Raw genomic sequence first — 16449 nt, forward strand, 5'->3', positions numbered from 1 at the left:
GGGCCTACGGGCGTGTGAACGTAGGTCGGGTAAGGCGTAGCCGCCACCCGACAAATCAACGGCGCGATCTCACCACCTGATACCGACGCGTGAAGTACTCAAACGGCGCGCTCCACACGTGCACCAGGCGGGTGAACGGGAAGATGAGGAAGATCGTCATCCCCAGCACCAGATGCACGCGGAAGATCGGCGCGACGCCGCTCAGCATTTCCGACGAGCCGCCCTTAAACGTGACGATCCCCTGCGCCCAGCCGACCAGCTTCATCATCTCGCTTCCGTCAGGGTACTGAGCGGAGAAAGGAATGGTCGACAGCCCAAGGATGCACTGAAGCAGCAGGATACTCATGATGATAATATCCGGCGTGGTGGACGTGGCGCGCACCCGCTGGTTGAACAGGCGTCGGATCAAAAGCATCGACCCACCGATCAGCGTCAGCACCCCGCAAATACCTCCTGCAATCATGGCTAACTGCTGTTTAACCGCGACGGGTAAAAACCAGGCGTACATCCAGTGCGGGGTTAACATGCCGAACAGGTGCCCGAAGAAGATCCCCAGAATCCCAATATGAAACAGGTTCGAAGCCCAGTTCATCCCGCGCTTGCTGAGCATCTGGCTTGATGACGCCCGCCAGGTGTACTGCCCATAGTCGTAGCGCAACCAACTGCCGAGGAAGAAGACGGTGGCGCAGATGTACGGATAAATGTCATAGAAAAACACGTTCAGGTAATGAGTCATTTTGGGCCTCCGGCGCTGACGTCCACGTACTGCGGCGCGACGTCCTGGCTAAAGCGTCGTTGATATTGCTGCATCGGCGAACTGTCGCACGATGTGGCGTTGTCTTCGATAAACTTGACCTGTTCCTCTTCCCACACGGCGTCCAGTGCCTGACGGGTATCATCCCGTTTTTCACCGGATACCTGTTTCGCCACGCTGTCGCTGGAAAGCCGTGTTTCCGCCAGCGACAGCAGGGCGTCAAACAGCTGGTAATGCGCTACCTCGCGCTGTTTCAGGCGGCCTCCAATCAGCGCCAGTATAGGCGCGACGTTTTGCAGCCCTTCACGCGCCTCGTCGTCGCTGACGATACTGAGATATTCCAGATAGAGCGGCAGATAGTCCGGCAGCTCGCGGCAATCCAGCTCCAGCCCGGCTTTCTCATACTGGCTCATCAGGTCGACCATCGCCTGACCTCGATCGCGGGACTCGGCGTGAACGTGCTCGAACAGCAGTAGTGAAGTCGCGCGCCCCCGCTCGAAAACTTCACACCATTCGGCCTGCTTATCCAGCAGCGGGGCGCTCAGGTGCTGCTGCGCAAACGGCAGTAGCATGGGCGCATCCTGTTCCACCAGGGAAAGCGCTTCTTCACGGTTATCCCAAAGCAGCTCATCGGGATACTCAATCAGTAGCGCGATGATTTTAAGGATCTGCATTATTCTCCCTCCCCGTGATCGCGCACCTCGGTAATGTTGATCGCGTCGATGCGGCTGCTGTTGAAGAGGTTGAATTTGGTGTCGGAGCCGTGACAGCCGTCACCGAAGGTGAAGCCGCAGCCGTTTTTCTCCGGGAAGGCGTCGCGCGCCATTTCGCGGTGGCTGGTCGGGATCACGAAGCGGTCTTCGTAGTTAGCGATGGCCAGATAGCGGTACATCTCCTCAACCTGCGCTTCGGTCAGGCCCACTTCCTCAATGGCGCGGGTATCGGTCACGCCTTCCACGGTCTGGGAGCGTTTGTAGTGGCGCATCGCCATCATGCGCTTCAGAGCGCGCAGCACCGGGCCGGTATCGCCCGCGCTGAGCATATTTGCCAGGTATTGCACCGGGATGCGCAGGCTTTCGACCGCAGGCAGTACACCGTCGCTCTGCGGCAGACCACCCGCGTCCGCGTAGGACTGAATCGGTGACAGCGGCGGCACATACCAGACCATCGGCAGGGTGCGGTATTCCGGATGCAGCGGCAGGGCGAGCTTCCAGTCCATCGCCATTTTGTAAACCGGGGAACGCTGCGCTGCGTCGATGACGTTCTGCGGGATGCCCTGCTTCAGGGCTTCTTCAATCACCGCCGGATCGTTCGGGTTAAGGAACACGTCGCACTGGCGCTCATACAGATCGGTTTCATGCTCGGTGCTGGCCGCCTCTTCAATACGGTCCGCGTCATACAACAGCACGCCAAGGTAGCGGATGCGTCCAACGCAGGTTTCTGAGCAGACGGTCGGCTGGCCGGACTCGATGCGCGGATAGCAGAAGATGCACTTCTCTGACTTGCCGCTTTTCCAGTTGAAGTAGATTTTCTTGTACGGACAGCCGCTAATACACAGACGCCAGCCGCGGCATTTGTCCTGGTCGATCAGCACAATGCCGTCCTCTTCGCGTTTGTAAATCGCACCGCTCGGGCAGGTGGCAACGCAACTCGGGTTGAGGCAATGCTCGCACAGGCGCGGCAGGTACATCATGAAGGTGTTTTCGAACTGACCGTACATCTCTTTCTGGATCTTCTGAAAGTTTCGGTCGCGGGCGCGTTTTTCGAACTCGCCACCCAGCAGCTCCTCCCAGTTTGGCCCCCAAACGATCTTATCCATCCGCTTACCGTCAATCAGCGAGCGGGGGCGGGCGGTAGGGAGGTGATCCCCCTCCGGGGCGCGGTGCAGATCCTGGTAATCGAAGGTGAAAGGTTCATAGTAATCGTCAATCTGCGGCAACACGGGGTTGGCGAAAATTTTCGACAGGACGCCCATTTTTCCGCCGAGGCGCGGGGTCAGCTTGCCGTGAATACTGCGGATCCATCCGCCTTGCCACTCATCCTGATCTTCCCAGTTTTTCGGATAGCCGATACCCGGTTTGGTTTCGACGTTATTAAACCACGCATACTCCATCCCTTCGCGCCCGGTCCAGACGTTCTTACAGGTGACCGAGCAGGTGTGGCAGCCAATGCATTTATCGAGATTCAGTACCATGCCAACCTGTGAGCGTATTTTCATTTTTTCGCCTCCTGAACCTGATCCCGACCTTCGCCGTCCAGCCAGTTAATGTTTTTCATTTTGCGGATCATAATGAACTCGTCGCGATTCGAGCCGACGGTGCCGTAATAGTTAAAGCTGTACGCCAGCTGCGCGTAGCCGCCAATCATGTGGGTCGGTTTCGGACAGACGCGGGTGACCGAGTTGTGGATCCCGCCGCGCCGTCCGGTCACTTCTGACCCCGGAATGTTCAGAATGCGCTCCTGAGCGTGGTACATCATGGTCATGCCCGGCGGCACGCGCTGGCTAACCACCGCGCGGGCGGTGAGGGCGCCGTTGGCGTTGAAGGCTTCGATCCAGTCGTTGTCCTCAATCCCCAGCTCGCGCGCGTCGGTTTCGCTGATCCAGACGATTGGCCCCCCGCGTGACAGGGTCTGCATCAGCAGGTTTTCGCTGTAGGTGGAGTGAATGCCCCATTTCTGGTGCGGCGTCAGGAAGTTAAGCGCTTTTTCCGGGAAGCCATTCGGCGGGATCTCGCGCATATGGGTGACGCTGCGGGTATCAATCGGTGGACGATAGGCCACCAGACTTTCACCGAAGGCGCGCATCCAGGCGTGATCCTGATACAGCTGCTGGCGGCCGGAAATCGTGCGCCACGGGATCAGCTCGTGAACGTTGGTATAGCCTGCGTTATACGAGACATGCTCGCTCTCAAGGCCGGACCACGTTGGGCTGGAGATAATTTTGCGCGGCTGCGCCTGAATATCGCGGAAGCGAATTTTCTCGTCTTCTTTGTTCAGCGCCAGATGGGTGTGATCGCGCCCGGTCAGTTCGCCGAGGGCCTCCCAGGCTTTGACCGCGACCTGACCGTTGGTTTCCGGCGCAAGAGCGAGGATCACCTCTGAAGCATCAATGGCGGTTTCAATGCGCGGTCGGCCTTTGGCCGGGCCGTCGAGCTTGACGTAATTGAGCTTGCCGAGGAAATCGACTTCGTTTTGCGTGTTCCACGATATGCCTTTTCCGCCGTTGCCGAGTTTGTCCAGCAGCGGACCGAGAGAAGTGAAGCGCTCGTAGGTTTCCGGATAGTTGCGCTCGACGACCGCAATGTTTGGCGCGGTTTTACCGGGGATGAGATCGCACTCGCCTTTGCGCCAGTCCAGAATATCAAAAGGCTGCGACAGTTCCCCCGGGGAGTCATGCTGTAGCGGCTGTAGCACCACGTCAGTTTCGGTGCCGAGATGCCCGACGCACACTTCAGAGAAGACTTTGGCGATGCCTTTGTAGATCTCCCAGTCACTGCGGGACTCCCACGCGGGATCAACGGCGGCAGAGAGCGGGTGAATAAACGGATGCATGTCCGAGGTATTCATATCGTCTTTTTCATACCAGGTGGCGGTCGGCAGGACGATATCGGAGAACAGGCAGGTGCTGGACATACGGAAATCGAGCGTCACCAGCAGATCCAGCTTGCCCTCAATGGCGGCGGTTTGCCATTCCACCTCTTCAGGTTTGACATCATCCGTTGAGCCTAAATCCTCGCCCTGAATCCCGCTCTCGGTGCCAAGCAGGTATTTTAGCATGTACTCATGGCCTTTTCCGGACGAGCCAAGCAGGTTAGAACGCCAGACAAACAGGTTGCGCGGGTGGTTCATGCCGTTGTCCGGCTGTTCGCAGGCGAATCGAATATCGCCCGATTTTAACGCCTGCACGGTGTAATCCTGCGGCGACATTCCGGCGGCGTCGGCGCGGGCCTTAACGTGCAGCGGGTTGAGGTTGAGCTGCGGCGCGGAAGGTAGCCAGCCCATGCGCTCGGCGCGGACGTTGAAATCAATCAGATGTCCGGTGAATTTCGACGCGTCTGCAAGAGGAGAAAGCAGCTCCTGTGCGGTGAGCTTCTCATAACGCCACTGGCTGGCGTGGTTGTAGAAGTAAGAGGTGCTGTTCATCTGGCGCGGCGGACGGTTCCAGTCCAGCGCGAAGGCCAGCGGCAGCCAGCCGGTTTGCGGACGCAGTTTCTCCTGGCCGACATAGTGCGACCAGCCGCCGCCGCTTTGCCCGACGCAGCCGCAGAAGACCAGCATGTTGATCATCCCGCGGTAGTTCATGTCCATGTGGTACCAGTGGTTCACACCGGCCCCGAGGATGATCATCGAACGACCATGGGTTTTGTGCGCCGTGTCGGCAAATTCACGGGCGATTTTTTCTATCAGGTAAGCGGGGACGCCGGTAATTTGTTCGCCCCAGGCCGGGGTGTAGGCTTTGATCTCGGCGTAGTTTGCCGCCGCGTTACTGTCTTCCAGACCGCGATCGAGGCCGTAGTTTGCGAGCACCAGATCGTACACGCTGACCACGCGTCTCTGGCTGCCGTCGGCCAGCGTCAGGGTTTTACTCGGTACGCGGCGCGTCAGCACCGGCTCCTGCTTCACGCTGCGGAAATGCGGGTTCTCGTTGCCCCCGAAGTAAGGGAAGGCCACGTCTGCCACACTGTCGTGGGTGATGAGCAGGGAAAGCGTCAGCTCGGTCTCCTGTCCCGCGGCCAGCGACTCCAGGTTCCATTTGCCTTTTTCGCCCCAGCGGAAACCGATAGAGCCGTTCGGCGCCACCAGATTTCCGGCGACGTCAAAGGCGATGGTTTTCCACTCCGGATTATTGGTTTCACCCAGCCCGTCGGCCAGATCCGACGCGCGCAGCATGCGGCCCGGCACCACGCGACCGTCAGCCTGTTCATCCAGCAGGACCAGCATCGGCATGTCGGTGTAGCGGCGGCAATAGTTGAGGAAGTAATCGCTCGGGTTATCAAGGTGGAACTCTTTGAGGATCACATGCCCCATCGCCATGGCAAGGGCACTGTCGGTACCCTGTTTGGGGGCCAGCCACTGGTCGCTGAGCTTCGCCACCTCCGAGAAGTCCGGCGTAATGGCGACGGTCTTGGTGCCTTTGTAACGCACTTCGGTAAAGAAGTGGGCGTCCGGGGTACGCGTCTGCGGCACGTTCGAGCCCCAGGCAATGATATAGCTGGAGTTGTACCAGTCCGCCGATTCCGGCACGTCGGTCTGCTCGCCCCAGGTCATCGGCGATGCCGGAGGCAAATCGCAGTACCAGTCATAGAAGCTCAGGCAGGTGCCGCCGAGCAGGGAGAGATAGCGCGTACCGGCGGCATAAGAGACCATCGACATGGCCGGGATAGGCGAAAAACCGGCCACCCGATCCGGGCCGTAATTTTTGATGGTCCAGACGTTGGCGGCAGCAATCAGCTGGTTAAGCTCTTTCCAGTTTGAGCGGATAAACCCGCCTTTACCGCGCGCCTTTCTGTAGCTTTGCGCTTTCTGTGGATCGTTCTGAATGGCATCCCAGGCCAGCACTGGATCGGTATGCTGCGCCAGCGCCTCGCGCCAGAGTTCGATCAGCCTGCGGCGTACCAGCGGGTACTTGAGACGGTTGGCGCTGTAGAGATACCAGGAGTAGCTTGCGCCACGCGGGCAGCCGCGCGGTTCGTGGTTAGGCAGGTCGGGGCGGGTACGCGGGTAGTCGGTCTGCTGGGTTTCCCATGTCACCAGGCCATTTTTGACATAAATCTTCCAGCTACAGGAGCCGGTGCAGTTAACGCCGTGGGTGGATCGCACAATCTTGTCGAACTGCCAGCGCTGACGGTAGCTGTCCTCCCAGTCGCGGTTGGTGTGGTACACCTGGCCGTGCCCATCGGCGAAACTGTCGCCTTTTGTTTTGAAGTAACGGAAGCGGTCCAACAGTTTGCTCATGACATTTCTCCTGCTTCGATAACATGGCCGGAGGGTGAGGCATCACGCTCCGGCGAAGAGGTAGTTATTATTTTTGTGAGGATTTGCGGCCGTACACCAGCCAGGTGACGAGCACGCAGACGATGTAAAACACGAGGAAGACTTTCATGGCGCCCACCGGGGAACCGGTCATCGCCAGGGAGGTGCCAAAGGCTTTGGGAATAAAGAACCCGCCCACCGCACCGATGGCAGAGATAAAGCCCAGCGCCGCAGCCGTTTCGGTCACCGCTTCATGCTGTGCCTGTTCATCGCTCCCGCCCTGTTTTTTCACGCGGTCGAGGGTGATTTGGCGAAAGATAATCGCGATCATCTGGAAGGTCGAGCCGCTACCCAAGCCTGCGGTCAGAAACAGGCCCATAAAGACCAGATAGAAGGCGATAAAGCTGCCTGAACCAGACCCGGGGAGCGTCAGGAAAATCAGGGCGCTAAAGATGGCCATAAAGACGAAGTTGATCAGCGTCACCCTTACGCCGCCCAGTCTGTCCGAAATCATTCCGCCAGCCGAACGCGCCAGGGCGCCGATCAGTGGGCCAAAGAAGGCGAGGTGGAGGATATTAACGTCCGGAAACTGGGTTTTCGACAGCATGGCAAAGCCTGCCGAGAAACCGATAAACGAGCCGAAGGTTGCCAGATAAAGCAGGCTCAGCAGCCAGAGAAGAAAGCGCTTAAGCACCGGAAGCTGGCTGGCAATGGACGCTTTCGAGCTGGCGATGTCGTTCATGCCAAAAAACGCCGCAATTGTGGCCAGAATCAGCAGCGGCGCCCAGATCCACGCCGCGTTCGCCAGCCACATCGTCGAGCCATCCTCCTGCGGTACGCCGTGCACGCCGAGGAAGGTAAACATCGGCAGGAAAATCACCAGCGGCGCAACCAGCTGCATCACACTCACGCCCAGGTTACCCAGCCCGCCGTTAATGCCCAGTGCGCTGCCCTGTCTGGCTTTCGGGAAGAAGAAGCTGATGTTTCCCATGCTGGAAGCGAAGTTGGCACCGGCAAAACCGCACAGCAGTGCGATGATGATGAAGATCCAATAGGGCGTGGCGGTATTCTGGATGGCGATCCCAAGCCAGACACAGGGTACGACCAGGATAACGGTACTTAACACGGTCCAGTAACGTCCGCCAAATATCGGTACCATAAAAGAGTAGGGGACACGCAATATCGCGCCGGAGAGAGAAGGTAATGCCGTTAGCATAAAAAGCTGATCGGTGCTGAAATTAAATCCGACCTTATTAAGATTTACCGCAATAGCGCTAAACAACATCCAGACACAAAATGCGAGCAGCAAACACGCCACGGAAATCCACAGGTTTCTTCGTGCGATATGTTTCCCTTTATTCTCCCAAAATTGCGCGTTTTCCGGTTTCCAGTTACTCAACAGATGCTGATTACTCTTCTCGCTTTGATGTGACATATCACCCTCTTGCTTACCGAAGTGGAGAGAAAAAAGAAGGAAAAACAGAAAGATATCTGTCAGTGGCGTATGAAATTTATAGGATGTTATGGGATACATCTGAAAGGATAGATAAAAAAGCGAATCCCTGAGTTTGGAATGGGAATCAGGGTTCGCTTTATGTGTTACTAATTGTAACTCTTTGTGGAAATTAATACTCCGATGGGAGTATTAAAACAATTCGAGGGAGATAAGTTTATCCAGATGCTTATTAAATGCCGCGTCGTCCATTTCAGGCATATTTAAGACATATATGCCATCCAGGCCACATACCAGACCAATTAAACGCCAGGCGATATTTTCCGGCTGATCAGCAAGCGTAAAGGCGTTGGCCTCCGCACCGGCGCGGATAATTGCGACCGTTTCCTGGTGCCACATCTCCATGGTCAAAACGTAGGCGCTTTTGATATCGCTATCCCGGCTGGCGAGAATTTGCGCCTCCCGCCACAGCCGAATGTAGGGCTCAAACCCGCCGTCATCGCTGCCGAGCATGGCATGCAGGCGCTCGCGCCAGCCTGCGTTTTCGCCAACGATTTCAGCATCCAGCAAATCGCGGATCAGCCTGACAAACGCCAGCGATTTAAGCTCGCCCGCCGACGCAAAGTGGTGATGCACCTGCCCGGTGGCGACGCCCGCTTCGGTAGCGATTCGGCGCACGGTCATCGCAGCGAATCCTTCGGTCAGCGCCACGCGCATTGCGGCCTGTAGGATCTCTTCCCGCCGCTCGTCCTTGCTCAGATAACGCATAATTTCTCACTCTCAATGGCAACGAAACGAGTGTAACAAAGAGCTGGACAAGTGTTCAACTTTACGTAGGATCGCAATCTGGACATGTGTCCAGTTTTTAAATGAAAAGGAAATTTATGTTTCGTCAGTGGTTAGCGTTAGTGATTATCGTGCTGGTGTATATCCCGGTGGCGATTGACGCGACGGTGCTGCACGTGGCGGCGCCAACATTGAGCATGACGCTGGGTGCCAGCGGCAACGAATTGTTGTGGATTATTGATATTTACTCGCTGGTGATGGCGGGGATGGTGCTGCCGATGGGCGCGCTGGGCGATCGCATAGGTTTTAAGCGCCTGCTGATGATCGGCAGCGTGCTGTTTGGCCTGTCATCGTTAGCGGCGGCTTTTGCGCCGTCCGCGGGCTGGCTAATTGCCGCCCGCGCGTCGCTGGCGATTGGCGCGGCGATGATCATTCCGGCTACGCTTGCAGGGATCCGCACGCTGTTTATTGACGTGCGGCACCGTAACATCGCCCTTGGCGTCTGGGCTGCCGTTGGGTCGGGCGGCGCGGCGTTTGGCCCGCTGATTGGCGGCATGCTGCTGGAGCACTTTTACTGGGGTTCGGTCTTCCTGATTAACGTGCCGATCGTGCTGATCGTGGTTTCGCTTGCTGCGCGCTATGTGCCTGCTCAGCAGGGTCGGCCCGAGCAGCCGCTCAATATCAGCCATGCCATTATGCTGATTGTCGCCATTTTACTGCTGGTCTACAGCGCCAAAACCGCCCTGAAAGGGGTGCTGTCGCCGTGGATGGTGGCCTCTACGCTGCTTACCGGGGCGGTGATGCTGTTTATTTTCGTCCGTATCCAGCTGCGCGCGCGCGTGCCAATGATCGACATGCGTCTGTTTTGCCATCGCATTATTTTAAGCGGCGTGGTCATGGCGATGACCGCCATGATTGCGCTGGTGGGCTTTGAACTGCTGATGGCGCAGGAGTTGCAGTTCGTGCATGGTTTTACGCCGTTTGAAGCAGGGATATTTATGCTGCCGGTAATGGTGGCGAGCGGATTTAGCGGGCCGATCGCGGGTGTGCTGGTCGGGCGTCTGGGGCTGCGCATTGTCGCGGCCGGAGGCATGGGGCTAAGCGCGATCAGTTTTATCGGCCTGTCGACGCTCGATTTCAGCACCCAACAGTGGCAGGCGTGGAGCCTGATGGTGCTGCTGGGCTTCAGTGCCGCCAGCGCACTGCTGGCATCGACGTCAGCGATCATGGCTGCCGCGCCGAAAGAGAAAGCGGCCGCGGCAGGCGCGATCGAAACCATGTCCTACGAGCTGGGCGCTGGTCTCGGGATCGCCATTTTCGGTCTGCTGTTAACCCGCAGCTTTTCGGCGTCAATTGTACTGCCGCAGGGGCTGAGCGCGTCGCTGACCGATAAAGCCTCGTCGTCCATCGGTGAAGCGATGAAGGTCGCGCAGGAGCTGACGCCGTCACTGGCCGAGCCGGTGATGACGGCGGCGAAAACCGCGTTCATCACCTCGCACAGCGTGGCCCTGGGCAGTGCGGGAGCCATGCTGATGATTCTGGCGATCGGGATCTGGTTTAGTCTGGCGAAGGTCTGAGGGCAGCAGTAAAAAAAAAGGCCAGCCGCGAGGGCTGGCCTTTTGAACTAACACCTCTTAGAACTGGTAGGTCAGACCTACAGCCACGATGTTGTCGGTAGCCACTTTGGCATCTTTGGTGAACTGGCTGTCATCCACGAGGTTGATTTTGTAATCAACGTAGGTGGACATGTTTTTGTTGAAGTAGTAGCTCGCGCCAACGTCAACGTATTCAACCAGGTCCTGGTCGCCATAAGAACCGATGTCTTTACCTTTGGATTTCAGGTAAGCGATGGATGGACGCAGACCGAAGTCAAACTGGTACTGAGCCACAACTTCGAAGTTCTGTGCTTTGTTGGCAACGTGACCGCTACCGAATGCCGTCATGTTGCGGGTTTCAGAGTAGGTGGTTGCCAGGTAGATGTTGTTCGCATCGTACTTCAGGCCAGCAGCCCAGACTTCTGCGTTTTCGCCACCGGCGTTCAGGTTGCTTGCAGCACGAACCTGACGGTCAGTACGGTCAGATTTCGCGTAGGTCGCACCCACACCGAAGCCGTCGAATTCATAGGTAGAAGACAGACCCCAGCCGTCACCGTTGGATTCGGTGATCTCTGAACGGTCGTTTTTACCCTGGTACTGGGCAGCCACGTTCAGGCCGTCAACCAGACCAAAGAAGTCGGTGTTACGGTAGGTGGCAACGCCAGTGGTACGACCGGTCATGAAGCCGTCAGTCTGCGTCCAGGTATCGCCACCGAACTCTGGCAGAACGTCAGTCCATGCGCCGATGTCATAAGCAACACCGTAGTTACGACCGTAGTCGAAGGAACCGAATTCATCGAATTTCAGACCAGCGAAGGCCAGACGGGTTTTGTTGCCGTCGGAACCCTGAGCTTCAGAGCGGTTGCCCTTGAACTCATATTCCCACTGGCCGTATCCGGTCAGCTGATCGTTGATCTGAGTTTCACCTTTGAAGCCCAGACGAACGTATGTTTTGTCGCCGTCGCTACCAGCATCATCAGAAAAATAGTGCAGACCAGTAACTTTGCCGTACAGATCCAGTTTGTTACCGTCTTTGTTAAAAACTTCAGCCGCGTTAACAACGCCAGCCGCCAACATGGAAGTCACTGCCACTGCAACTAATTTAAGTTTCATCTTAACTAACCCTTATAATTTTATTTAGGTATTTCCTAAGCCACCTGAGCGATTTTTAAACGAGGCTTATCGTCAATGGCAGACTATTTTTAAAATTCCGTAGACTGCTTTCAATAATAAGTTTCAAAATATTAAAGATAATTTCAATTAGTGTGATCCTGATCCGATAAATTTCCCTTAAATCGCTCAATGAGGTTAATTTATATACATAAATTGATTATTAACCAATCACGATAATAAGGCTGGAAATAGTTGCCATGCGTTTTTGTTTTTAGAGGGAGATAAAAGGGCTTGGCAGATAATCTCAAGGAATGGGGCGCGTTATTGACTTTTAAAACAGTGGTTTGTGGATTTGTCCGGAAGCCAGCAACTGCTTTTCAAAAGAAACATCCAGAAATAAACTATTGCACTATGTGCTATATAGCGCGGGAATATTGGGGTTGAATTAATTACCTGCGTTGTCAGTTTATGTCAATTTCCACAACGAATCTGACTTTCTGTGAATACTCTATACAGAAATAGAAATACACACGAATGTTATAAATAATATTCTTTATTGTGATCACATATTAAAATAATGTTAATTTTTACCGGGCATAATTCGTGCCCGGTAAAAATAAAAATGCTATTTGCGGGTGGCATACCAGCAAAGTAATGATCCGGCGCAAACCATTAATGCCCCTTGCCAGAATGAGAATGAAAGCGGAGAGCTCAGCATAATAGCCGCCAGCGCGGCAGAGAGTACCGGGGTGAAGTAGGAGACGGCCGCAAGCACCGTGACGTTACCGTGGAGGATCCCAATGTTCCAGGCGGCGTAGCCAAAGCCAAGGGCAGCACCACACATCAACAGTTTCACGACTACCGGCACGCTGAATACCATTTCGGGCTGATCGCTGACGGCATATTTGACCCACAGGCTCAGGGCGGTCAGCAGGACGAAAAGAGTAATGCCATTTTGCCCTCTGGCATACCTGCTGGTGACGGTGCAGTAGGCGGCCCAGATAAAGGCACCGGCAAATGCCAGCCCGTAGCTCAGCGGGCTGGAAACGATGTTCTGCATGATGTCGTGAACGTGCAGCCCGTTTTCGCCGCCTAAGACCCAGCCCACGCCCAACAGGGAGATCGCTAAGCCGGGGATCACCCACAGGGTGGATTTTTGTCCGTTGAACAAAATGGCGAACACAATCGTCAGGCTTGGCCAGAGATAATTGACCATGCCCACCTCAATTGCCTGCGAGCGCGTCGCGGCAAAGCCAAGCGACAGGGCAAGGCACATTTCATAGCTGACAAACAGGACGCTGCCCGCAATGAGATAGCCTTTCGAAAACCGTTTAATATCAGGGAAACCTACCGTCGCCAGACACAATAATCCGCTGACGGTGTAGATCATCGCTGCGCCCCCCACCGGGCCAAGTCCCTCACTGACGCTGCGGATGAGACCCACCATGTTGCTCCACAGCAGTATGGCCACCAGGCCAATCAGCGTTGCTCTTTTTCTGTCCATTACCCTGCCAGTCTGATAAAAATCAAAGGGTAAACTTATAGCATCTAACCCATTCACCAGGCGAATTTTCTGTTTCGCGGTTAACCCGAAAGGAGTAATAAATCATACCGGCGGTGACTATTAAGGGGGCGAAGTTCGGCGACCTTGATTTGACGCAAAAAAAACAGGGGCTTTGCTGTTAGTTTGCGGCGCGAAGTCTTATCAGATAACGAGGACAGCAATGGACGTCAGCCGCAGACAATTTTTTAAAATCTGCGCGGGCGGTATGGCCGGAACAACAGCCGCAATGCTGGGATTCGCTCCCAAAATGGCGCTGGCTCAGGCACGCAACTATAAACTGCTGCGCGCGAAAGAGATCCGTAACACCTGCACATACTGCTCCGTGGGTTGTGGGCTATTAATGTATAGCCTGGGTGATGGCGCGAAGAACGCCAAAGAAGCGATTTATCATATTGAAGGGGACCCGGACCATCCGGTGAGCCGCGGGGCGCTTTGCCCGAAAGGGGCGGGGCTGCTGGACTACGTCCACAGTGAAAACCGTCTGCGCTATCCGGAATATCGTGCGCCGGGCTCTGATAAATGGCAGCGCATCTCCTGGGACGAGGCCTTCTCACGTATTGCAAAACTGATGAAAGCGGATCGCGACGCCAACTTTATTGAAAAGAACGAGCAGGGCGTTACGGTAAACCGCTGGACCTCCACCGGGATGCTGTGTGCGTCTGCGGCAAGTAATGAGACCGGCATGCTGACGCAAAAATTTGTGCGCTCCCTCGGCATGCTGGCGGTTGATAACCAGGCGCGCGTCTGACACGGACCAACGGTAGCAAGTCTTGCTCCAACATTTGGTCGCGGTGCGATGACCAACCACTGGGTTGATATCAAAAACGCAAACGTCGTGGTGGTGATGGGCGGTAACGCCGCTGAAGCCCATCCGGTGGGATTCCGCTGGGCGATGGAAGCGAAAAACAACAACGATGCGACGCTGATTGTCGTCGATCCACGCTTTACGCGTACGGCATCGGTGGCTGATATTTATGCGCCGATCCGCTCCGGTACGGATATTACGTTCCTTTCCGGCGTGCTGTTGTACCTGATCGAAAACAATAAGATTAACGCGGAATACGTTAAGCATTACACCAATGCCGCCCTGCTGGTGCGGGAAGATTTCGCCTTCGAAGATGGCCTGTTCAGCGGCTATGACGCAGAGAAACGTCAGTACGATAAATCGTCCTGGAACTATCAGTTCGACGAAAACGGCTACGCGAAACGCGATGAGACCCTGACCGATCCGCGTTGCGTGTGGAACTTGCTGAAACAGCATGTTTCCCGTTATACGCCAGACGTGGTGGAAAACATCTGCGGTACGCCGAAAGCAGACTTCCTGAAAGTATGTGAAGTGCTGGCCTCCACCAGTGCCGCCGACAGAACAACCACCTTCCTGTACGCGCTGGGCTGGACGCAGCATACCGTGGGCGCGCAGAACATCCGTACCATGGCGATGATCCAGCTGCTGCTCGGCAACATGGGGATGGCCGGTGGCGGCGTGAACGCCCTGCGCGGACACTCCAACATTCAGGGCTTAACCGATCTCGGCCTGCTGTCGACCAGCCTGCCGGGTTACCTGACCCTGCCGTCGGAGAAGCAGACCGACTGGCAAAGCTGGCTTGACGCCAATACGCCAAAAGCGATGCGTCCGGACCAGGTGAACTACTGGAGTAACTATCCGAAGTTTGCCGTCAGTCTGATGAAATCGTTCTACGGCGATGCGGCGCAGAAAGAGAATGACTGGGGCTTTGAGTGGTTGCCGAAATGGGATCAGGCTTACGATGTCATCAAGTATTTCAACATGATGGATAAGGGCGACGTCACGGGGTATATCTGCCAGGGCTTTAACCCGGTGGCGTCATTCCCGGATAAAAACAAAGTCGTTCGCAGCCTGAGCAAGCTGAAGTACATGGTGGTTATCGATCCGCTGGTCACCGAAACGTCTACGTTCTGGCAGAACCACGGCGAGTCTAACGATGTCGATCCGGCATCCATTCAGACTGAGGTGTTCCGCCTGCCATCGACCTGCTTTGCGGAAGAGGACGGTTCTATTGCCAACTCTGGCCGCTGGCTACAGTGGCACTGGAAAGGTCAGGATGCGCCGGGTGAAGCGCGTAATGACGGCGAAATTCTGGCCGGTATTTACCATCGTCTGCGCGAGATGTACCGCACCGAAGGCGGCAAAGGCGCAGAGCCGCTGCTGAAGATGAGCTGGAACTACAAGCAGCCGGATCATCCTGAGTCTGAAGAGGTGGCAAAAGAGAACAACGGCGTGGCGCTGGCCGATCTGTACGATGCCAACGGCAATCTGGTGGCGAAGAAAGGCCAGTTGCTCAATAGCTTCGCGCTGTTGCGTGACGACGGCACCACGGCCTCGTCATGCTGGATCTACACCGGCAGCTGGACGGAGCAGGGTAATCAGATGGCGAACCGTGATAATGCCGATCCGTCAGGCCTGGGCAACACGCTGGGCTGGGCATGGGCGTGGCCGTTGAACCGCCGCGTACTGTACAACCGTGCCTCCGCAGACGTGAACGGTAAGCCGTGGGATCCGAAACGCATGCTGATCGAGTGGAACGGCACGAAGTGGACGGGGAACGATATCCCGGACTTCAGCACCGCCGCGCCGGGCAGCAACACCGGGCCGTTTATCATGCAGCCGGAAGGGTTGGGACGTCTGTTTGCCATCGACAAGCTGGCGGAAGGGCCGTTCCCGGAACATTACGAGCCGATGGAAACGCCGCTCGGCACTAACCCGCTGCACCCGAACGTAGTTTCCAGCCCGGTAGTGCGTATCTATGAAGATGACGTGCTGCGTTTAGGTAAAAAGGACAAGTTCCCGTATGTCGGAACTACCTACCGCCTGACTGAGCATTTCCATACCTGGACCAAACATGCGCGGCTTAACGCCATCGCGCAGCCGGAACAGTTTGTGGAGATAAGCGAAACGCTGGCGAAGGCGAAAGGCATTGCCAATGGCGATCGCGTGACGGTGAGCAGCAAGCGCGGCTTTATTCGCGCGGTAGCGGTGGTCACCCGTCGTCTGCAAAGTCTGAACGTACACGGCCAGCAGGTAGAAACCGTCGGCATCCCGCTGCACTGGGGCTTTGAAGGGGTGGCGCAGAAAGGTTACATCGCCAATACCCTGACACCAAACGTCGGCGATTCCAACTCGCAAACGCCGGAGTATAAAGCGTTTCTGGTCAACATCGAGAAAGCGTAAGGA

The 16449-nt window shown here is 56.1% G+C and carries 10 protein-coding genes; 2 read left to right on the top strand and 8 right to left on the bottom strand.

Features of this window, described 5'->3' with window-relative positions; genetic code table 11:
* Positions 1 to 55: 55 nt before the first annotated feature.
* From narI to ACOTZP_RS01305, 6 genes are all read right to left on the bottom strand, one after another.
* Positions 56 to 736 carry a respiratory nitrate reductase subunit gamma gene (gene narI / locus ACOTZP_RS01280; RefSeq protein ID WP_022648214.1) on the bottom strand — a complete coding sequence of 227 codons (681 nt, stop codon included), beginning with the start codon at positions 734 to 736 and terminating at the stop codon, positions 56 to 58.
* Positions 733 to 1428 carry a nitrate reductase molybdenum cofactor assembly chaperone gene (gene narW, locus ACOTZP_RS01285; protein ID WP_022648213.1) on the bottom strand — a complete coding sequence of 232 codons (696 nt, stop codon included), beginning with the start codon at positions 1426 to 1428 and terminating at the stop codon, positions 733 to 735. Before narW ends, narI begins: the two co-directional genes overlap by 4 nt.
* Positions 1428 to 2972, bottom strand: a complete 1545-nt coding sequence (gene narH, locus ACOTZP_RS01290) for a nitrate reductase subunit beta (protein ID WP_022648212.1) — start codon at positions 2970 to 2972, stop codon at positions 1428 to 1430. Before narH ends, narW begins: the two co-directional genes overlap by 1 nt.
* Positions 2969 to 6709 (bottom strand): nitrate reductase subunit alpha, encoded by a 3741-nt coding sequence (locus tag ACOTZP_RS01295; RefSeq protein WP_063145867.1) that lies wholly within the window; start codon positions 6707 to 6709, stop codon positions 2969 to 2971. The genes narH and ACOTZP_RS01295 overlap by 4 nt, the downstream gene beginning before the upstream one ends.
* Positions 6710 to 6776: 67 nt before the next feature.
* Positions 6777 to 8162, bottom strand: coding sequence for a NarK family nitrate/nitrite MFS transporter (locus ACOTZP_RS01300; RefSeq protein ID WP_421633586.1), 1386 nt, complete (start codon positions 8160 to 8162; stop codon positions 6777 to 6779).
* Between the two features lie 210 nt (positions 8163 to 8372).
* A complete protein-coding gene (locus ACOTZP_RS01305; protein ID WP_022648209.1) occupies positions 8373 to 8948 on the bottom strand; it encodes a TetR family transcriptional regulator in 576 nt (191 codons plus the stop codon).
* A 116-nt stretch (positions 8949 to 9064) separates the two neighbouring features.
* On the opposite strand from ACOTZP_RS01305, the gene ACOTZP_RS01310 reads away from it, so the two are divergent.
* Positions 9065 to 10543, top strand: coding sequence for an MFS transporter (locus tag ACOTZP_RS01310; protein ID WP_271074717.1), 1479 nt, complete (start codon positions 9065 to 9067; stop codon positions 10541 to 10543).
* Between the two features lie 57 nt (positions 10544 to 10600).
* Here ACOTZP_RS01310 and ompC read toward each other — a convergent pair whose 3' ends face one another.
* Positions 10601 to 11674 carry a porin OmpC gene (gene ompC, locus ACOTZP_RS01315; protein WP_022648207.1) on the bottom strand — a complete coding sequence of 358 codons (1074 nt, stop codon included), beginning with the start codon at positions 11672 to 11674 and terminating at the stop codon, positions 10601 to 10603.
* A gap of 625 nt (positions 11675 to 12299) precedes the next feature.
* Positions 12300 to 13178: an aromatic amino acid DMT transporter YddG gene (gene yddG, locus ACOTZP_RS01320; protein ID WP_271074718.1), complete on the bottom strand. Its 879-nt coding sequence runs from the start codon at positions 13176 to 13178 to the stop codon at positions 12300 to 12302.
* A gap of 220 nt (positions 13179 to 13398) precedes the next feature.
* Here yddG and fdnG point away from each other — a divergent pair, with 220 nt between their 5' ends.
* Positions 13399 to 16446, top strand: a complete 3048-nt coding sequence (gene fdnG, locus ACOTZP_RS01325) for a formate dehydrogenase-N subunit alpha (protein WP_271074719.1) — start codon at positions 13399 to 13401, stop codon at positions 16444 to 16446.
* Positions 16447 to 16449: the final 3 nt, after the last annotated feature.

This window comes from Enterobacter cloacae complex sp. SYL001 (genome assembly GCF_049237025.1).
GTDB classification, from domain to species: domain Bacteria; phylum Pseudomonadota; class Gammaproteobacteria; order Enterobacterales; family Enterobacteriaceae; genus Enterobacter; species Enterobacter intestinihominis.